Origin of the sequence: Georgenia sp. TF02-10 (assembly GCF_022759505.1) — a bacterium.
In the GTDB taxonomy this organism is placed as follows: Bacteria; Actinomycetota; Actinomycetes; order Actinomycetales; family Actinomycetaceae; genus TF02-10.
In genome coordinates this window covers 1-17,965 of record NZ_CP094289.1, presented here as the reverse complement: position 1 = coordinate 17,965, position 17,965 = coordinate 1, and the positions used below count along the sequence as shown (strand labels likewise).

The window sequence follows — 17,965 nt, the reverse complement described above, 5'->3', positions numbered from 1 at the left end:
CGGCGGCGCGGCGGTGATAAGGGGCCGGCGTCGACCTCGTGGGGAGCGGCCGGCTCGCCCCGGCGACCGGTGGGCGGCTGGCGGGTGGAGGCTCGTCCTCCAGACGCTACCTACGACATGGGGTCGACGGCGTCACCCGCCCTGCTCGTGACAAGGTCACTTGTCATCTAGACAAGCAAACTGTACGGTCGTGGCCGTGACGACGTTCAGCATTCGTGAGTGGGTCGCGGTGGTCGCCGGGACCGTGGTGTTCCTCGTTGGTTCGGTGCTGGCGGGCGTGCTGTACGCGCGCGATGCGCTGCCGCCGTGGGCGGGCTGGGCCCTGGCCGTCGCCGCAGTCCTCGGCCTGGTCCTGCTGGTGGCCACGACGGTGAAGGCGCTGCTGCGCGGCGACACCGAGGGCGTGGAGCGTCAGGACGCTGCGCGGGCGTCCATGGTCACGGTGCTGGTGATCGTGGTCGCCGGGCTCGGGTATGCGCTGCTGGAGGCATTCGCCGGGCTGCCGCGGGTGACGGCCGCGGTGCCGGCTGCCGCCGCCGCGCTGGTCTGGGTGATCGCGTTCGCGTGGGCCCGGGATCGCGGTGCGGCGGAGTGATCGCGAACCGTCTTCCGGTCCTGCGCGCCGAGCGGCGCTGGAGCCAGGCCGAGCTGGCGGACCGGATCAACGTGTCACGCCAGACGATCGTGTCCCTGGAGAACGGCCGGTACGAGCCGACCCTGAAGGTCGCGATGCGCCTGTCGGCGGTCTTCGGAACGCCGATCGAGGCGATCTTCACCCCCGACCCGGACGACCTCGCGCGCGTCCGGGTCGGGTAGCCCCGGGCTCCTCGGCGACGCGGCGACCTCGATGACGGCAGGGTGACGGACGTCCCCGTCCGCACCCCGCCCGGTCCTGCCACAGTGGTGCGGTGGGCAGTCTTGGCACCGTGGTGCTCGTCCGGCACGGAGAGTCGGTGGGCAACGCGCGCGGCCTGTTCACCGGCGTGCTCGACGTCGACCTCACCCCGGCCGGTGAGGCCGCCTGCCACGAGGCGGGCTTGCGGCTGGCCGGCGCCGGCTGGCGCCCCGACTTCATCGTCACCTCCGAGCTCTCCCGCGGGTGGCGCACCGCCGAGCTCGTCGCCGCGCAGGTGGGCACCGACGCGCCGGTGCTGCGCACCTGGCGGCTGAACGAGCGCAGCTACGGGGCGCTGTCCGGCTACCCCAAGGCCGAGGTGCTGGCCCGGTACGGCCCCGAGCGGTTCCTGCACTGGCGCCGCTCCTACACCGGCCGGCCGCCCCCGCTGCCGGCGGAGACGCTGGCCCTGTGGCGACGGCTGAGCCCGTTCGACCGGCTGCCCGCCGAGGCCCTGACCGCCACCGAGTCGCTGGCCGACGTCGTGCACCGGCTGCGGCCCTGGATAGCGGACCTGGCCGCGCTGGTCCACGCCGGCCGGGACGTGCTCGTCGTCGCCCACGGCAACTCTCTGCGGGCGCTGTGCGCCCTGCTGGACGACCTCACACCCGCCCAGCTGCGCGAGCTCAACCTCCCCAACGCCCGGCCGTTGCGCTACGACTTCGCCGACGGCGACCGGCTGCGTCCGCTGGTCCCCGGCGGCCGGTACCTGGACCCCGACCTCGCCCGGGCCGAGGCCCTGGTGATCGCCCGGGAGGGCGGCACCTGAGTTCCGGCTTACGGGAGGGCGACGCCCTGGCGCGGCTTCCACGCCCGGTGGTCGACGCGACGCCCCGGCTTCCACGCCCCGATGAGACCTCCGGGCCGGGCCGGACCGGCGGGACGCGGTACGTTCGGAGGAGTCCCCAGATCGGAGCGTCCCGATGGCTCAGCCCGCACCCACAGTCATGTTCCCCGTCCCGCGCCGGGCCGCCGGCCCGCGCCACCTCGTCGTCATGGGCGTCTCCGGCGGGGGCAAGACGACCCTGGCCATGATGCTCGCCGGCAAGCTCGGCTACGTCTTCGCCGAGGGTGACGAGTTCCACCCCCAGGCCAACCGGGACAAGATGGCCTCAGGCACCCCGCTGGACGACGACGACCGGGCGCCGTGGCTGGCGTCGATCCAGAAGTGGATGACCGCGGAGGCGCGGGTGGGGCACTCCACAGTGGTGACCTGCTCGGCCCTGAAGAAGAAGTACCGCGACGTGCTCCGCGGCGCCGAGGGCCGCACCGTCTTCGTCCACATGGCCCCGCCCACCGACCTCACCCTGGACCGGATGAAGCACCGGCAGGGCCACTACATGCCGCCCAGCCTGCTCGACTCCCAGATCGCCACGCTCGAGGAGCTCGAGCCGGACGAGAACGGGTTCAAGGTGACCAACACCGGCTCCCCGCGCGAGGTGCTGGCCGAGGTGCTGGACCAGCTCAAGGACTACTGAGCCCTGACCGACTGACCGCACCCGGGCCGGCTCGCCCCGCGCGCCACGGGGGCTCTCCGCGTCCTCACCTAGCGGCGCGCGCGCCCGCCGGGCCAGTGCTCAGCCGCGCCACTGGCGGACGGCGAGGGCGACGACGCCGCCCAGCGCGCCGACCGCGAGCACGAGCCACACCCAGCCCGGGACGCCGCCCGCCGCGGCGTCGCCGGCGGCCTCCGCGCCGCCGTCGGCGGTGTCGGCCGGGGCTGCCGTGCCCGGGTCCGTTGGCCCCGCGGTGGCCGCCCCGGGCGCGGTGGTCCCTGCCGTGTCCGGCGTCCCGGTCGCGGCGGTCCCCTCGACGGTGAAGCCGAGCTCGCCGTCGATGCGGTGCCCGTCGGAGGAGACCACCGACCAGGTCACCGCGTACTGCCCGCCGGGAAGGTCGGGCAGGGCGAGGGTCGCGGTGCGGCCGGCGAGCACCGGCGACCCCTCCGCCACCGTCGCCCCGCTGGCGTCGGCGACGACGATCGCCTGGCCGCCGTCGAGCAGCTCGTTGTTGAACGTCAGGACGATCTCGGCCGGGGCCGCCGGCAGGGTCTCGCCGTCGGCCGGGGAGGACTCGAGGAGCACGTCGTGGGCGCGCGCTGGCGCGGCGGCGGCCAGGAGCAGCAGGCCGCCGAGGAGCGCCGCCAGCAGCGCCGACCAGGCCGCGCTCCGGGGAGCGGGCGCGCGGGAACCGACGGACGAGGAGGTGGGCATGCCGCCAGTGTAGGGACGGGCCGACACCACCCGTCCGGTGCTGTCCTGCGCCTGCCGGCGCGAGCCGATGGTCCGGCCCGCCTCCGGGTGTCTTTCCCTGCGGTCAGCGACCCGGCGAACCGGCCCGGCCCCGTGTCAGCCGACCCGGCGGGCCACGACGAACCCGTCGTCGTCGAGCACGACCTCGTACCGGGTGCCCGGGTGCCGCTCCTCCGCGAGCGCCGCCAGGTCCGCGTCGCGGCCCGGCCAGGTGCCGCGCCAGGTGTCCAGGACCAGGTAGTCCGGCGCGGGGTTGCCCTCGTTCCCGACCCAGTACACCTGCGCCCGCGGCACCAGGTAGGCCATCAGGTAGACGTCCGTCTCCACGGTGGCGCCGGGCCGGACGGCGTCGAGCGCGGCCGTGTGGGCCGCGTGCCGGGCGGGCAGCGCGTAGGTCTGCGGGTCGGCGAGCCGGGCTAGCGGCTGGGCCGGGGTCATCAGGGCGGTGGTCAGCGCGGCGACGACGACGGCGAGGCTCGCCCGTCCCGCCGGCCGGGCCGGGCGCCCGGGCCCGGGGGTGACGGCGTCGATCAGGGCCGCCGCGGCCACCGGCATGAGGACCGCGGAGTAGTGCCAGCCCCAGCCCCAGTAGTGCTCCACGTCGCCGAGGAACCGCCAGGCCAGCGTGGGCAGCCACAGCCAGGCGAGCGGCGAGCGGAGCCCGACCACGCCGGCCGCGGCGACCAGCAGGAGCACGGTGACCCACTTCTCCCCGGGCACGAACGCGCCGAGCAGCGTCCCGAGCAGCCCGCCCTGGTCCGCCCCGCCCTGGTCCGTCCCGCTCAGCCGGCCCGCGTAGTCCCACCGGCCGCGGGGGTTCAGCGCGGGCAGGACGACGCCGATCGCCAGCACCGTCCACGCCAGGCCCCAGGCGGTCAGGGCGGCGCCGGCGCGGGCCGGGGCGGTGCGCCAGCCGCCGGCCCGCCAGCCCCGCCACACCAGCACCAGGCCGAGGGCGGCCACGGTCAGGCCCAGGTCCTCCTTGACCAGGACGAGCGGGGCCGCCCAGAGCGCCGTCGCCCACCACCGCCCGCGCAGGAACGCGGCCAGCGCGGCGGCGAGCAGCGGGACCGCGAAGGCGATCTCGTGGAACTGCACGGCCACAGCCCCCTGCAGGCCCCAGCTCAGCCCGTACGCCGCGCCGGCCACCGTGCCGCGGGCCCGGCCGAGCAGGTCCCGGGCGACCGAGGTGAGCGGCACCGCCGAGACGCCGAGCAGCACGGCCTGGGTGACCAGCAGCGTCAGCCCGGAGGGGAAGAGCCGGTAGAGCGGGCCGAGCAGGACCAGGAGGGGGTGGAAGTGGTCGCCGAGGAGGTTGAACCCCTCGCCCTTGATGGTCACCACCGGCGCCTGCCCGTGGGCGTAGGCCTTGGCGAGCTGGGTGAAGATCCCCAGGTCCCACGACGGCGACTCCAGCAGCCGCCACTGGGTCCAGGCGAACGTGGTGTAGACGGCGGTGACCGCGGCGGCCACCAGCCACGGCACCCACCGGTCGGCGGCGGTGCGCGGCGGCCGGGGCCGGCCGGCGGCGGTGCTGCCGACGGCGGTGCTCCCGGCGGCGGTACTCCCGACGGCGGTGTGGCGCCCGGCGGTGCGTGCCCCGCCACCGCGAGCCTCGCCGGGTGCGGTCACAGCACCCCGCGCTTCTGCAGGTGGCGCAGCGCCGCCCAGCCGATGGGCACCCGGCCCCAGAAGGTTAGCAGCCGGAAGAGGATCGCCACGGACAGCGCCGTCGCGTAGGGGATGCCGGCCACGCTCAGCCCGGTGGTCAGCGCCAGCTCCACCGGGCCGATGCCGCCGGGGGAGGGCACGACGGCGCCCACCGAGTTCGACGCGAGGTAGGTGATGGCCAGCGAGGTCAGCGGCAGGGACTGCCCGAACGCCGCCAGGGAGGCCCCGAAGGCGGTGACGTACCCGGCGGTCATCAGCAGGTTGCCGAGCACGGCGGCGGTGATCCGGCGCGGGTTGGTGGAGACCCACACCAGCCGGGGCCAGACCTGCTCCAGGGTCGGGCCGACCTTGGCCCACACCCAGGCCCGCAGCGGCGGCACGAGCAGCAGGGCGCCGAGCACCACCACCACCAGCGCCACGGCCGCGAGCACCGAGCCGCTCGGGGCGCTGAGGCTGCCGACGGACCCGGTGACCAGCGCGACGGCCACGAGCAGCAGCACCGTGGTGACGAACTGGGAGACCTGGACCAGCCCCACGGTCGCCACCGCCAGCGGGGTGGATATCCGCTGGGTGTTCAGGTACCGCAGGTTCAGCGCCGCCGGCCCGATGCCGGCTGGGGCCACCAGGGAGACCACCGAGGCGGCGATCTGGACCAGGACGGTGCGCCACAGCGCCAGCCGCTCCGGGGAGAAGGCGACCAGGGCGACGGCGGAGCCGACGTAGGTCAGCAGCCCGGCGACGAAGGCCACCACCATCCACGCCGGGCTCGCCGCGCGCACCGCGGAGGCGACCTCCTCGAAGTTGAACCGGCTGACCAGCAGCCACACCGCCACCACGGCGAGGGTGACGGTGACCACCGTGCGCACCGAGAACCGGTTGAGCTGCAGCGGGGCGACGTCGGCCCGCGGCACCTCCTCGACCAGCTCCTCGCGCAGGGCGGCGAGCAGCGCGCGGTGGTCGCTGCTCGCCGCGCGGGTGCGGTAGGGCATGACCACCGGCTGCAGCAGCGGCGCGATCGAGGCCAGCTGCTCCCGGGTGAGGACCCGGGCCGCGGAAGCCACCGCCCGGTCGGTGCCGACGAGGACGGCGAGCATGGCGAGGAGCTGGGCCAGGTCGATCCGCCGGGAGAGCTCGGAGGAGATGATCTCCCCGTTCTCCCAGTCCCGCAGCCACACCCGGCCGGCCCGGTCCACCGAGAACGCCGCGGCCTGCAGGTCCCGGTGCGCCAGGCCGGCGGCGTGGGCGGCGGTGACCTGCCGCCAGACGTCGTCCAGGACGTCCTCGTCGACCTCCGCCGGCGCCAGCTCGTCCAGCCGGCGGGCGTCCGGGACGTGCTCGGTGACGATGATGACCGAGTCGCGGGCCTCGGTGATGCCAACCAGTTCAGGGGTCCGGACCCCGGCGGCCCGGGCGGCGAGCGTCAGCAGCGCGGCCCGGTTGGCGGCCTGCCGGAGGGTGGTCGTCGGTCGCCGGTCGTGCCCGCGCAGCCGGATGGAGTCCCACAGCCCGGTGAGCATGCCGACGACGTGCCGGTCGCCGTCGAGCACGGACACGGACAGCCGCCGGCCCTGGGCGTCCCACACCGCGTAGACCCGGTGCGGGCTGTCCTCCTCGTGCTGCAGCCCGGCGGGCGCGGCCTCGGCGAGCGCCTGGGCGGGGTCGGTCAGCGCGTCGGGGACGATGGTGTCGCCGGCCTCCTGGTCGACGGCGGCGAGCAGGTCCGCGGGGGAGGGGCTGGTGGTGGTCGAGGTCGGCGTCGCCGCGGTCGCCGTCGCCGGAGTTGGTGTTGTCAGGCCCGGCGCCGCCGACGGCGCCCGGCCGGCCGCCGCCGACGGCGCCCGGCCGGCCGCCGCTGCGGCGTAGGCCGTCGCGCCGGTCCGCTCCCGGCGGGCCGGCTCGTCCGGCGCTCCCGGCCGCTCCCGCCCCGCCCGGGGGTCCGGGCGCTGCGGCTCCCGCAGGCGTTCGGTGTAGCCGATCGGCGCGGCGGTGGTGACCGTCCAGGCCCGCGCCCCGGCCTGGCCGAGTGGGTCCAGCCGGACCACCCGGACCGGGTCCGCCCCGGCCCGGCGCAGCCCGCGGACCAGGGAGATGCCGGTGGCCCGGTCGTGCAGGACGCCGGAGGCGTAGCGCACGCCCAGGCCGGCGACGCGGCCCAGCAGCACGGTGACGAGCACCCCGGGCAGGGTCTGGTTGCCCTGCACGACGGCGAGGCCCAGCACCACCCACAGCAGCCCCCAGGACCAGCCCACTAGCCGGTGCCGGGAGCGGTCCCCGACGGCGGTGAGCAGCCCGGCCAGAGCGGCGGCGTAGGGGTTCATCGCGATGACGCGCGAGCCCTCGGTGGTCACCGCCAGCCCGTTGGTCAGGTTCGACGGGCCCAGCGCGTCCAGGCCCAGCAGCGCCAGCTCGGTGAGCAGCGCGCCGCCGACGCCGGCGACGATCACCTCCACCGCGGAGCGCCAGCTGCGCCGCAGGAGGCGGTCGGCCAGGACGGCGATGGGCAGGAAGAAGGTGACCAGGCCCTCCAGCACCGTGACCGGCAGCAGGAGAACCTGGCGCACCGTGCCGGCGACGGCGGTCTGCACGTCCTCGGTCACGGCGTGGGTGGTGGCGTTGGCGTAGACGGCCAGGATCAGGACGGCCCCGATGCCCAGCACGGCCAGGACCAGGGCGAGCAGGTCCCCGGGCCGGCGCACCCGGGTCTGCGGCAGGTCGACGAGGAGGACCTCCCGCCGCGGCGAGGCCACGTCCGGCCGCGAGGGTGTCCGGTGGTGGTCGGGCGCGGCCGACGGCGAGGCGTCGGTGGCCGGCGCCGCGGCCGTCGCACCGCCCTTGCCGGAGCCGGCCTCGTCTGGCGCACCGCCCTGGTGCATCGCGCCGGCACCGTTCGCCGCGGCGTCTCCGCCGGGCGCGGACGTGCCCGTCCTGCCTGGCGCCTCCTCCATGGCGGCGAGTCTACGGGCGCGATCTCGACGCCCGAGGGACCGCCCCGGGCGGGTTCGCGGGTTCTCTGGACCGACCTGTCCGCCGTCAGACGCTGGGTCCGGGGGTTCTCACGGAGGCGCCGGGCTCTCAAGTGAAGCCGCGGGCCCTCATGCCCGGTCCAGCGACCGTCCAGGCGGGGGCCTGCCAGCCGTCGCGCTCGGCCAGGTGGTCGGCCACGGCGGCGAACGCCGCATCGAGCTGCACCGCTCCGGTGCGTGGTGGCCGCTCGGTGAACGCCTGAGCCACCAGCTCGGCCCCCGCGCCGGCGGGTGGAGGGCCGCCGAGGGCCTGCAGCTATGGCGACGGCTCAGCAGGTGCGCGGAGCCCGGCGAGGGTGTATTCGAAGCGGCGGCGGTAGCCCTCGCGCGGCTGCTGGTCACAGGCGCGGGCGATGATCCCGCGCTCCCAGATCAGCAGATACACGTCGTCCGGGGTGAGGTCGTGCCGGATGCGACCCGTGGCCTGGGCATCTCCTAGGAGACGACCTGCAGCCTCGCTGGCGTGTTCACACAGCGAGTTGACAGCTTCCGATGCGGGCAGGGCGCGTAGCAGCACATCGTTGGCGGCCGGTTCGTCGTACTGCAGCAGCCAGATCCGGCGGAGGTACTCCTCGAACCGTTCGACTGGATCCGCGATCGTGTCCACGGTCGCGATGATCCCGGTGATGCGCTCGGCAACCAGGTCTTCCACCACCGCATCGATCAAGCCTTGCCTGCCGCCGAACCGGTGGTAGATGGTGCCCTTGCTGACCCCGGCCGCACGCGCGACCTCCCCGAGGGGGCTGCTCAGCCCACCGATGCGGAACACGTCGAGGGCGGCCCGGCGGATGTCCTCGACGTTGCGTTGCGCGTCGGCTCGCAGCCGCGGGCCAGGCTCTGTCATCGCCCTGCTCCGGCCGCGGTCCCGACTGTCTCGTTCCAGCTCGTCTCGAGCGCTTGACCGAACACCTCGACCGGTTGCGCACCCGAGACTGCATACTTGCCGGCAAACACGAAGAACGGCACCCCCGAGATGCCCATCTGACGCGCCTGCTCCACGTCCGCGTCCACGGCGTCGGCAAACCTGCCGCTGGCCAGCGCCGCCAGCGTGGCGTCCCGGTCCAGGCCCACCCCGGTGGCCAGATCAGCGAGCACCTGGTGGTCGGCAACGTTGAGTCCGTCTGTGAAGTAGGCCTGGAACAGGCGCTGGACCATCTCGTGCTGTTTTCCGTGCGCCGCGGCGAAGTGGCTGAGCTCGTGCGCGGTACGCGTACTGACCGCCAGCACCCGGTCGAACCGGTACTCCAGTCCGACCTCGCGTCCGCGGGCGGCGATCTGCTCGTTCATCGCCGCGGCCTGCTCGCGCGGGAATCCGCGCTTGGCCGCCAGCAGCTCGTTCAGGTCGATCGGGGTGTCGCTGGACAGCTCCGGCATGAGCAGGAAGCTGTGGTAATGCACCTCGACATCGTCCTTGTGAGGGAACTGCTCCAGGGCCCGCGCGAGCAGCGCGTCACCCATGTAGCAGAACGGGCACATCACGTCGCTCCACACATCCACCACCAGGTGGTCCCTGATCCGCTCGAACGTCTCACCGGTCATCAGGAGCACTCTCCGTTCACATCGCACACGCCGAACGCGTCGCCCGCAGGAAGGAGCTGCAACGACGGCAGGCTTGCCTCGACGCTGTCGGCACGGTCCTTGCGAGGAGCCTCGACAGCGGGCTGGCCGTCGCTCACCACACTATTTGACGCCATGGTCAAGAAGGCTAGGGCAACTTGAACTAGGGGTCAAGATCGTTGGGGGTGGGGCCCGCCCACCCGGCTCCGGGGAGCACCGGTTACCAACCACGCACCGGCCGGGCGAGGTGCGGAACGAGAATCGAGATCTGGGTGGACGCCGCCTGACCTGGCGGACTGGCGACCCATCGGCCGGACGAAGCGCTCAGCGGCTTCGCCCACGCTCAGCCGGCCGGGTTGTTCCTCGGAGCGGACGCCGTCGGCGTCGAGGGGCGCGCCGCGGGCGCTCATGCCCGATCCAGCGACCGTCCCGTGATGAGAATGCCGCGCTCTCGGAAGGCGCGCGGGCTCTCCCGGTCACCTCTGCCCGGAAGACGTCCGGCACCGCCGGGTACCAGCCACTGGTGCGGCGGGTGACGTCGCGCACCCACGAGGGTGCCTGCCAGCCGTCGCGCTCAGCCAGGTGGTCGGCCAGGGCGCGAACGCGGCATCGACCTGCACCGCTCCGGTGCGCGGCGGCGGCTCGGCGAACACCTGGGCCGCCAGCGCGGTCCCGCCGCGCCGGAGGGTGGAGGTGTAGTCGTCGAGGGTTGGCACGCGCGGGAGGTGCGGGCACGCGGCGGCAGCTTCCAGGCTGCAGCCTGGTGCTCGCGGCCGAGTCGTGCGTCCGGGGAGTACGGCGATGGCGAGTTTCGCCCAGGCTCCGGCTCGGCCCCTGGGTCAGGTCACGCCCAGCAGGTCCAGCAGCCCGGCGGGCAGGAGCGCGTACCCGACGAAGGCCACCACGTCGATCAGGGTGTGCGCGACGACGAGCGGCGTGGTCCGCCGTCGGCGGCGGTAGTACTCGGCGAAGACGACGCCCATGACCACGTTGCCGAGGAACGGCCCGAAGCCCTGGTAGAGGTGGTACGCCCCGCGGACCAGGGCGCTCGCGGCGACCACGGCGGCCGGCCGCCACCGGAGCTCCTCGAGGCGCTCAATCAGGTACCCGGCGACGATGACCTCCTCCAGCAGCGCGTTCTTCAGGGCCGCCAGCAGCAGGACCGGCACGGTCCACCAGTGCTCGTTGAGCGTGGCGGCCTGCACCTCGACGGTCACCCCGAGCGCGCGCCCGACGGCGTAGAGGCCGAGCCCGGGCAGCCCGATGAGGGCCGCCAGGCCGACGCCGGCCGCGAGGGACCGGCCGGGGTGGCGCAGGGTCAGGCCGATCCGGTCGGTCGCGCGCCGCCCGGGCTCGGTGAGCAGGTACAGCGCGAGGGCCACCGGCACCAGCGCGAAGGCGATCTCGAGGAGCTGGTAGGTCAGGTCCAGGTACGGCCGCGGGGACCGGGACGGGTTCAGCGCGGTGGATTGCTGGGACAGCGGCGTGCCGGCGGTGAGGCGGGCGACGATGTTGACGACGGCGTACACCGCCGAGGCGCCCAGCGACAGGCCCAGGACGATCAGGACCTCGGCCCGCAGCCGGGCCCGCGGCTGGGCGGGGGCCGGGGCCGCGGGCAGGGGCGCGGCAGTCCCGGGGCCGGACGGCTGGGACATGGCGGGTACGTCGGCCGACGGCTCGGTGGCGGCCGATTCGGGCTCCGACGGCGTGGGGGCGGCCGGCGTGTCGGCCGGCGGCTCGGGGACCGATGGTGCGCGGCGGGGCTCGCTGGTCACCGGGACAGTGTCTACCGACGGTGGCACCCCGGTGTGCCTCGCTGCGCGCGTCCCCTGGCGACCTCCTCCTCCCCAGCCCCAGCCGCAGCCGCCTCGGGTCGGCCCCATCCTGTGTAGTCGTTGAAGCGCTTTCCCGGGCCGGATCTGCGGATCAAGTACCACAGAGGATGCGACCGCCCGGCCGGCGGGCTGCGCCGGGCGCGACATGATGGCGGCATGAGCCCGCACGCGCCCCACAGTTCCCACGCCTCCGCCGGCCCGCCCGCGCCCGACGCTCCGCCCGCACCAGGCCCGATCGCCGCGGTCGTCTTCGACCTCGACGGCGTGCTCACCGACACCGAGACCATGTGGGACGCCGTCCGGCGCGGGCTGGCGGCCGAGGACGGCGTGCCGTGGCCGGCCGGCGCGACCGAGGCGATGATGGGCATGTCCACACCCGAGTGGTCCCGGTACATGGCCGAGACGGTCGGCGTGCGCGGGGACCCGGCGGCGGTCGCCGAGCGGACCATCGAGGCCATGGCCGAGCGGTACCGCGAGCACCTGCCGCTCATGCCGGGGGCCGTGGCGGCGGTCGAGCGGCTCGCCGCCGCCTTCCCCCTGGGCCTGGCCTCCTCCTCCCCGCGCCGGCTCATCGACACCGTGCTGGCGGAGCTGGGGGTTGCCGACCGCTTCCGGGCCACCGTCTCCACCGAGGAGGTCGCCGCGGGCAAGCCCGCCCCCGACGGCTACGCCCGCGCCTGCGAGCTCCTCGGCGTGGAGCCCGGTCGGGCGGTGGCGATCGAGGACTCGTCCAACGGCGTGCGCTCCGCGGCCGCCGCCGGCATGCACGTGATCGTCGTCCCGCACGACGCCTTCGCCGTGGCGGAGGACGCCCTGGCCCTCGCCGACACCCGGGTCCGCAGCCTGGACGAGGTCACCGTCGACCTCGTCGCCGGGCTCGGCGGACGCTGACCGGACGGCGAGCCCGCCCACCGCCGGCGGTGATCCCGGCCGCCGGGGTCGCGGCCCGGTCAGCCGGCCCGGCGCAGCCGGAGGGAGTTCGTCACGACGATGACCGAGCTGGCCGCCATCGCCGCCCCGGCGATCATCGGGTTGAGCAGCCCGAGCGCCGCGAGCGGGAGCGCGGCGACGTTGTAGGCGAAGGCCCAGAACAGGTTCTGCTTGATGATCCGCAGGGTCTGCCGGGCCACCCGGATCGCCGTCGGCGCCGCGCGCAGGTCCCCGCGCACGAGCGTGATGTCGCTGGCCTCGATCGCGACGTCGGTGCCGGTGCCCATCGCCAGGCCCAGGCCGCGCCGGCCGGCCTGGGCGAGGGCGGCCGCGTCGTTGACGCCGTCGCCGACCATGCCGACGACCCGGCCCTCGTCCTGCAGCCGGCGCACCACCGCGAGCTTGTCCTCGGGCAGGACCTCGGCGACGACGTGCGCCGGGTCGATGCCGACCTCGGCGGCCACCCGCTCGGCGGCGGCCCGGTTGTCCCCGGTGAGCAGGTACGGGGTGATCCCGAGCGCCCGCAGCTGGCCCACCGCCTCGGCCGAGGTGGGCTTGACCTGGTCCCGCAGCGTGAGGACTGCGCGGGCCTGCCCGTCCCAGGCGACGGCGACGGCGGTCGCGCCGGAGTCCTGCGCCCGGGCGTGCGCCTGGGTCACCGGGTCGGTCGGCCCGGCACCGGTCACGCCTTCCTCGGTGAGCCAGGACGGCCGCCCGACCAGGACGGTGATCTCGCACCCGGCGTCGCTCACGGTGGCGGCCACGCCCCGGCCGGCGTGGTTGGTGAAGGTCGTGGCCGGCGGCAGTGCGGCGCCGTCGGCGGTAGCGGCCGCGGCGGCCTCGGTGATGGCGCGGGCGATCGGGTGCTCGCTGCCCGCCTCGGCGGCGCCGGCCAGCCGCAGGGCCTCGGCTCGGGTGCCGTCGAGGGAGGCCGCGCCGTCGCCGTCGGCGAAGCGGCCGCCGTCGTGCGCCCCGACCACCCCGGCTCCCGGCGCCCCGACCTCGGACACCACGGCCGCCGTCGGCACGGCCCCGGCCGCCCCGGCCCCCGCCGTCACACCCAGCGGCACGGAAACGTCGGCGAGCGTCATCCGCCCGGCCGTGACGGTCCCGGTCTTGTCCAGGACCATGGTGTCCACGGTGCGGGTGGACTCCAGGATCTCCGGGCCCTTGATGACGATGCCGAGCTGGGCGGCGCGGCCGGTGCCCACGAGCAGCGCGGTGGGGGTGGCCAGGCCGAGCGCGCAGGGGCAGGCGATGATGAGGACGGCGACGGCGGCGGTGAACGCGGCCTGCACCGGGTTGCCCAGCGCCAGCCACGCGGCCAGGGTCACCACCGCCAGCGCGATGACGACCGGGACGAAGACCGCCGAGATCCGGTCGGCCAGGCGCTGGACCGGCGCCTTGCCGGTCTGGGCCTGGGTGACGAGCCGGCCGATCTGGGCCAGCGTCGTCTCCTCCCCGACCCGGGTGGCGCGCACCAGCAGGTACCCGCCGGTGCTGACGGTGGCGCCGACGACGTCGTCCCCCACGCCGACGTCCACCGGCACCGGCTCGCCGGTGAGCAGGGAGGTGTCCAGCGCCGAGGTGCCCGCGACGACGACGCCGTCGGTGGCCACCTTCTCCCCGGGGCGCACGGCGAAGAGGTCGCCGACGGCGAGCGCGTCGATCGGCACCCGGGTCTCGATCCGGTGCCCGGCGGCGTCCACGCGCACCCGGGCGACGTCCTTGGCGCCGAGGGACAGCAGCGCGCGCAGCGCCTCCCCGGCCCGGCGGCGGGACCGGGACTCGGCGTAGCGGCCGGCGAGCAGGAAGGTGGTGACGACGGCGGCGACCTCGAAGTACAGCTCGGGCGCCGCGCCGTGCGGGCTGGCCGCCGGGATCAGGGTGGGCTGCATCCGCATGCCGATCTCGCCGGCGCCGCCGAGCAGCAGCGCCCACAGCGACCACGCGGTGGCGGCGACGACGCCGAGGGAGACCAGGGTGTCCATGGTCGAGGCGCCGTGCCGCGCGGCCCGGGCGGCGGAGGTGTGGAAGGGCCAGGCGCCCCAGGTCACGACCGGCAGGGCCAGGGCGGCGACCAGCCACTGCCAGCCGGGCAGCTGCAGCGCCGGGACCATCGACAGCGCCGCCACGGGGACGGTCAGCGCCGCGGAGACGACGAGGCGGCGGCGGAGGTCGGCCGTGCGCCGCTCGGCGGACGTGGGGGCGTCAGGGGTGGGGGTTGCGGCGGTGCTGGCTGTGCCGGTGGCGTCGGTCTCGGCGGTGCCTGCGGTTGTGGCGCCGGCGGTGGCGGTGCCGGTGGTGGCGGCGCCCGGGGTGCCGGTGATGGTGCCGGTGCCGACGGCGGTCGCGGTGGTGCCGCCGACTGGCGCGGCCGCCGTCGTCCCGGCGCCGCGGCGCCGGGTGACCGTGGCGCCGTAGCCGGCGGCCTCGACCGCGGCGACCAGGTCCGCGTCGGGGACCGCGTCGACGAGCTCGACGTGCGCGGACTCGGTGGCCAGGTTGACCGTCGCCCGGACCCCGGGGACCCGGTTGAGCTTCTTCTCCACCCGGGCCACGCACGAGGCGCAGGTCATGCCCTCGACGCTGAGGTCGACCTCACCCAGTGGTGCGGCGGTGGGTTCGGTGGTGGTGGGCACGGTGCCTTCTTCCGGTGGTCCAGAGCGTGCGGGGGTGCAGGCCGTCCGTGGCGTCTGCCGAAGGACCTGAGCGCCTTCGTGGGTGCGACGCGAGCGGCGCCGTCGGGCGGGACCCGGGGCGGCGCCGTCGGGCGGGACCCGGGCCGGCGCCGTCGGGCGGTCAGTCCCGGCGGATGTCCGCCACGGTGTAGCCGCCGGCCTCGTCGACGGCGGCGCGGAGGGCGTCGTCGTCGAGGGCGACGGCGGAGTGCACGGTGACCTGGGAGCGGCCGCCGGCGTGCAGGTCCACGGCCACGTCCTGGACGTCCGGCAGCGCGGTCAGCTCGGTGGTGACGTGCTGGACGCAGTGCCCGCAGGTCATGCCCTCGACGTCGAGGACGGTGGTGCGGGCGGTGTCGGTGGTGCTCATCGAGCTTCTCCTTGGGATGTGCTGCGGGGTTGGCTGCCGGATTGGCTGCGGGGGTGACGGCTGGGACCGGTTCAGGACCTGACCAGGCGCGCGATGGCGTCGGCCGCCTCGGTGACCTTGGCCTGGCCCTCCTCCTCGGAGGACCGGGCGGCGTCGACGACGCAGTGGCCGAGGTGGTCCTCGACCAGGCCGATGCCGACGGCCTGCAGGGCCTTGGTGACGGCCGAGATCTGGGTGAGGACGTCGATGCAGTAGGTGTCCTCGTCGATCATCCGGGCGATGCCCCGGACCTGGCCCTCGACCCGCCGCATGCGGTTGAGGTACTGCTCCTTGGTGCCGCTGTAGCCGGCCATGGTTGCTCCTCGGTGTCGGTGGTCGCTCGCCACCGGCGCCAACAGAGTACCCGTAGGGGGTATTCCGAGGAGGACGCTACGCCGTCGCGAGGCGCGCGCGGGCGGGACGTTCGTCCCGGGTGGCTCAGGCCGGGTCGCCGGGCTGCTGGCTGCGCTGGGTCCCGTCGGGCTGCTGGGCGCTGTCGGTACTGGACTCGGAGGCGCCGGCGGTGCCGTCGGGCTGCGCGCCGCCGGCGGTGCCATCGGGCTGCGCGGCGGTGGGCCCGGCCGACGGCTGGCTGGCCGCCTCCCGGTCCAGTGCCTGGCGCAGCCAGTCGGGGATGTGCTCAGGGTCGCGGGGGTAGCGGCGCAGGTCCTCGGTGTACTGGCCGGGCTCGAGCGGCTTGGCCCACTGCTGCTCGTGCTCGTGGTCCAGCCGCACGCTCAGCCGGCCGCTGGACTCCAGCGTGACGAGCGCGCCGAACCAGGCACCCTTGCCGGGCTCGTAGCCCTTGTGCCGCATCTCCGCCAGGGCCTTGCCGACGTCGCCCGGCAGTGCCGGCAGCGCCACCTCCGACCCGTCCGGCCGGGTGGCGCCGGCGAGGATCTCCCCGCGGCTGCCGGTCATCCGGCACAGCACCCGCGCCCGGGTCCAGCCGGTGGGGGCGACCCGCACGAGGCCCTGGGCCACCCGCTGCAGCTCGGGGGCGAACCGGTTCAGCGGGTGGTCTGCGCCGGCCTCGCCGGCGGGCGCGACGCGGACCACTGGGGCACCGCTGCCGCCTGGGCCGGCGGGGGCACCGGGCGTGGGGGCGGCTGCCGCGGGCGCGCCGGCGGGGGCGCCGGGCGCGGGGGCGCCTGCCGCGGGTGCGCCGGCGGGGGCTCCGGCCGGGGCAGCCGTCTGCGCCGCGGCCGCGCGCTGCTGCTGCTCGGCGATCTTGCTCAGCTGCCCCTCCTTCGCCCACGCCTTGGGGATGCGCTGGGCGTAGACGACGTCGGTCAGGGCCTTGAGGGGGACGGTGGACTCGTAGACCCCGGCGTCGAGCTTGTCCATGTGCAGGCGCTCGGCGATGTCGGCGTCGTGGGCGAGGGAGGAGACCCGGCAGAACTGCTCCCCGTCCTGGCCGGGCCACTGGTCGACCACCCGGACCGGGATGCCGTGCCAGCGGGCCCCGGCGTGGATCTCGAACAGCTCGGGCACCTGGCTGGCGGGCAGCTGCTTGGCCCAGGTCCCGGCCTTGGTCTGGGTGAAGCCGTGCTCCTCGGCGCCCGCGCCGTGGGCGACGATCGTGACCACGGTGGGCACGCCGTCGTCGTCGGTGCGCACGTCCGCGGCGAAGGTGCCGTCCGCCAGCTTCGCGACCGGTCCGACGAACTTCGACGCCGGGATGACCTTGAACGTGTCGCCGGCGAGGTGGTTCTGCCAGCCGAAGACCACCCCGTGGTAGGTGCCGATCAGCTCCGGCTCGGCGGCGCCGGGGGTGAAGCGCCACAGCCGGGCGCCGGGGGTCAGGCGGGTGTGCTCCAGCCAGAACAGCGGCACGCTGACCTCGCCGCTGGTGGCGAACCCGGTGCCGGCGAAGGGCGGGCGCTCCAGGAACGGCCCGCCGGTGGCCCGTCGGCCGGCCTCGTCGGTGCCGCCGACGGCGGGGACGACCACCGCCGTCGGGGAGGTTGCCTGGTGGAGGACGTCGATGGGCTTGTCGGGGGCGAACGGGGTGCCGTCGAAGCCGAGGCCGTGCAGCTCGAAGAGGCCCTCCGTCGTGGTCACCGCGGCGGCCTCGGCCGCCGGCACGACGTAGCCGCTGACCCGGTCCAGGCCGCGCTCGAGGTAGGCGGCGGACATCTGGGGCGTGACGGCCTTCTGCAGCATGGTGCTCATGGGGGGAGCTTCTCCGGTCGGGGACGGCGGCACCACGAGCCTAGGCGGTGCTGGACGGGTGCCGGTCCGCCGGGCGCGGGGCCGGTCCGCCGATCCGCCGGGCGCGGGGTCGGCTGCGCGCGACGTCCGCGGCTCGGGCGAGGGCGACGACGAGCTCGTCCTGGGTCGGGCAGTCAGCCGCCGTGACGAACCGCCCGGACCTCCTCGACGGCGACGGCCACCGCCGTGTCGTCGTCGAGGTCGGTGCGCTGGGCGAGCCGATCCATCAGCGAGCGCAGGTCGGCGCGCGCCGCCTCGGCTTCGCTGGCGCGCAGGTAGGCCCGCAACGCGTCCTCGGCCACCTGGCTCTCGCTGCACCCACGCGCAGCGGCCAGCGCCTTGGTGGCGGTCAGGACCTCCGAGCTCAAGTGCACGGTCGTCTTGCGGCGGCTCACTCCACCATGGTCGGTCGCCGCCGCCGTCGTGACGTCGAGAGGTCAAGACGGTAGCTCGCACGCCACCGCTCATCGTCGGTGGCACACGCTGCCGGATCCCCGC

General features: G+C 75.5%; 17 protein-coding genes. 5 read left to right on the top strand and 12 right to left on the bottom strand.

The genetic code is table 11. From position 1 onward, the window contains the following. The first annotated feature begins 196 nt into the window (after positions 1–196). From MF406_RS00085 to MF406_RS00070, 4 genes are all read left to right on the top strand, one after another. Positions 197–595 carry a hypothetical protein gene (locus MF406_RS00085; protein ID WP_242895973.1) on the top strand — a complete coding sequence of 133 codons (399 nt, stop codon included), beginning with the start codon at positions 197–199 and terminating at the stop codon, positions 593–595. Next, a complete protein-coding gene (locus MF406_RS00080; RefSeq protein WP_371744548.1) occupies positions 592–816 on the top strand; it encodes a helix-turn-helix transcriptional regulator in 225 nt (74 codons plus the stop codon). Before MF406_RS00085 ends, MF406_RS00080 begins: the two co-directional genes overlap by 4 nt. A gap of 92 nt (positions 817–908) precedes the next feature. Beyond that, the gene (locus MF406_RS00075; protein ID WP_242895972.1) at positions 909–1,664 is read left to right on the top strand and encodes a 2,3-bisphosphoglycerate-dependent phosphoglycerate mutase; all 756 of its coding nucleotides are present in this window, start codon (positions 909–911) and stop codon (positions 1,662–1,664) included. 154 nt (positions 1,665–1,818) lie between these two features. Next, positions 1,819–2,373, top strand: a complete 555-nt coding sequence (locus MF406_RS00070) for a gluconokinase (RefSeq protein ID WP_242895971.1) — start codon at positions 1,819–1,821, stop codon at positions 2,371–2,373. A gap of 99 nt (positions 2,374–2,472) precedes the next feature. Here MF406_RS00070 and MF406_RS00065 read toward each other — a convergent pair whose 3' ends face one another. The 7 genes from MF406_RS00065 to MF406_RS00035 all read right to left on the bottom strand — a co-directional run bounded on the left by MF406_RS00065 (position 2,473) and on the right by MF406_RS00035 (position 11,053). After that, positions 2,473–3,108 carry a copper resistance CopC family protein gene (locus MF406_RS00065; RefSeq protein ID WP_242895970.1) on the bottom strand — a complete coding sequence of 212 codons (636 nt, stop codon included), beginning with the start codon at positions 3,106–3,108 and terminating at the stop codon, positions 2,473–2,475. Positions 3,109–3,243: 135 nt separating this feature from the next. After that, positions 3,244–4,779: a DUF2079 domain-containing protein gene (locus MF406_RS00060; protein WP_242895969.1), complete on the bottom strand. Its 1,536-nt coding sequence runs from the start codon at positions 4,777–4,779 to the stop codon at positions 3,244–3,246. Continuing rightward, on the bottom strand, positions 4,776–7,763 hold the full coding sequence (locus MF406_RS00055; RefSeq protein ID WP_242895968.1) for a lysylphosphatidylglycerol synthase transmembrane domain-containing protein: 2,988 nt from the start codon (positions 7,761–7,763) through the stop codon (positions 4,776–4,778). Before MF406_RS00055 ends, MF406_RS00060 begins: the two co-directional genes overlap by 4 nt. 127 nt (positions 7,764–7,890) lie before the next feature. Beyond that, positions 7,891–8,049 (bottom strand): hypothetical protein, encoded by a 159-nt coding sequence (locus MF406_RS00050; protein ID WP_242895967.1) that lies wholly within the window; start codon positions 8,047–8,049, stop codon positions 7,891–7,893. 48 nt (positions 8,050–8,097) lie between these two features. Further along, complete coding sequence (locus MF406_RS00045) at positions 8,098–8,685, bottom strand: TetR/AcrR family transcriptional regulator (RefSeq protein ID WP_242895966.1); 588 nt, start codon at positions 8,683–8,685, stop codon at positions 8,098–8,100. After that, entirely contained in the window at positions 8,682–9,380 is a 699-nt protein-coding gene (locus MF406_RS00040; RefSeq protein ID WP_242895965.1) for a DsbA family oxidoreductase, read from the bottom strand. Before MF406_RS00040 ends, MF406_RS00045 begins: the two co-directional genes overlap by 4 nt. 857 nt (positions 9,381–10,237) lie before the next feature. Then, positions 10,238–11,053, bottom strand: a complete 816-nt coding sequence (locus tag MF406_RS00035) for a type II CAAX prenyl endopeptidase Rce1 family protein (RefSeq protein WP_242897877.1) — start codon at positions 11,051–11,053, stop codon at positions 10,238–10,240. A 336-nt stretch (positions 11,054–11,389) separates the two neighbouring features. Between MF406_RS00035 and MF406_RS00030 the strand changes: the two genes are divergently transcribed. Next, entirely contained in the window at positions 11,390–12,124 is a 735-nt protein-coding gene (locus MF406_RS00030) for an HAD family phosphatase (RefSeq protein ID WP_242895964.1), read from the top strand. Between the two features lie 59 nt (positions 12,125–12,183). Here the strand turns inward: MF406_RS00030 and MF406_RS00025 are convergent, their stop codons facing one another. The 5 genes from MF406_RS00025 to MF406_RS00005 all read right to left on the bottom strand — a co-directional run bounded on the left by MF406_RS00025 (position 12,184) and on the right by MF406_RS00005 (position 17,862). Then, a complete protein-coding gene (locus MF406_RS00025; RefSeq protein ID WP_242897876.1) occupies positions 12,184–14,742 on the bottom strand; it encodes a cation-translocating P-type ATPase in 2,559 nt (852 codons plus the stop codon). Between the two features lie 223 nt (positions 14,743–14,965). After that, complete coding sequence (locus MF406_RS00020) at positions 14,966–15,214, bottom strand: heavy-metal-associated domain-containing protein (RefSeq protein WP_242895963.1); 249 nt, start codon at positions 15,212–15,214, stop codon at positions 14,966–14,968. Between the two features lie 71 nt (positions 15,215–15,285). After that, entirely contained in the window at positions 15,286–15,567 is a 282-nt protein-coding gene (locus MF406_RS00015; RefSeq protein ID WP_242895962.1) for a metal-sensitive transcriptional regulator, read from the bottom strand. A gap of 124 nt (positions 15,568–15,691) precedes the next feature. Further along, positions 15,692–17,428, bottom strand: a complete 1,737-nt coding sequence (locus MF406_RS00010) for a hypothetical protein (RefSeq protein ID WP_242895961.1) — start codon at positions 17,426–17,428, stop codon at positions 15,692–15,694. Between the two features lie 173 nt (positions 17,429–17,601). Continuing rightward, positions 17,602–17,862, bottom strand: coding sequence for a hypothetical protein (locus tag MF406_RS00005; protein WP_242895960.1), 261 nt, complete (start codon positions 17,860–17,862; stop codon positions 17,602–17,604). Positions 17,863–17,965: the final 103 nt, after the last annotated feature.

Excerpts from the sequence above, each read along its gene's own strand:
- MF406_RS00070 (WP_242895971.1), top strand. The coding sequence starts at position 1,819 with ATGGCTCAGCCCGCACCCACAGTCATGTTCCCCGTCCCGCGCCGGGCC.
- MF406_RS00035 (WP_242897877.1), bottom strand. The coding sequence starts at position 11,053 with ATGTCCCAGCCGTCCGGCCCCGGGACTGCCGCGCCCCTGCCCGCGGCC.
- MF406_RS00045 (WP_242895966.1), bottom strand. The coding sequence starts at position 8,685 with ATGACAGAGCCTGGCCCGCGGCTGCGAGCCGACGCGCAACGCAACGTC.
- MF406_RS00010 (WP_242895961.1), bottom strand. The coding sequence starts at position 17,428 with ATGAGCACCATGCTGCAGAAGGCCGTCACGCCCCAGATGTCCGCCGCC.
- MF406_RS00055 (WP_242895968.1), bottom strand. The coding sequence starts at position 7,763 with ATGGAGGAGGCGCCAGGCAGGACGGGCACGTCCGCGCCCGGCGGAGAC.
- MF406_RS00065 (WP_242895970.1), bottom strand. The coding sequence starts at position 3,108 with ATGCCCACCTCCTCGTCCGTCGGTTCCCGCGCGCCCGCTCCCCGGAGC.
- MF406_RS00040 (WP_242895965.1), bottom strand. The coding sequence starts at position 9,380 with ATGACCGGTGAGACGTTCGAGCGGATCAGGGACCACCTGGTGGTGGAT.
- MF406_RS00020 (WP_242895963.1), bottom strand. The coding sequence starts at position 15,214 with ATGAGCACCACCGACACCGCCCGCACCACCGTCCTCGACGTCGAGGGC.
- MF406_RS00015 (WP_242895962.1), bottom strand. The coding sequence starts at position 15,567 with ATGGCCGGCTACAGCGGCACCAAGGAGCAGTACCTCAACCGCATGCGG.
- MF406_RS00030 (WP_242895964.1), top strand. The coding sequence starts at position 11,390 with ATGAGCCCGCACGCGCCCCACAGTTCCCACGCCTCCGCCGGCCCGCCC.
- MF406_RS00025 (WP_242897876.1), bottom strand. The coding sequence starts at position 14,742 with ATGACCTGCGCCTCGTGCGTGGCCCGGGTGGAGAAGAAGCTCAACCGG.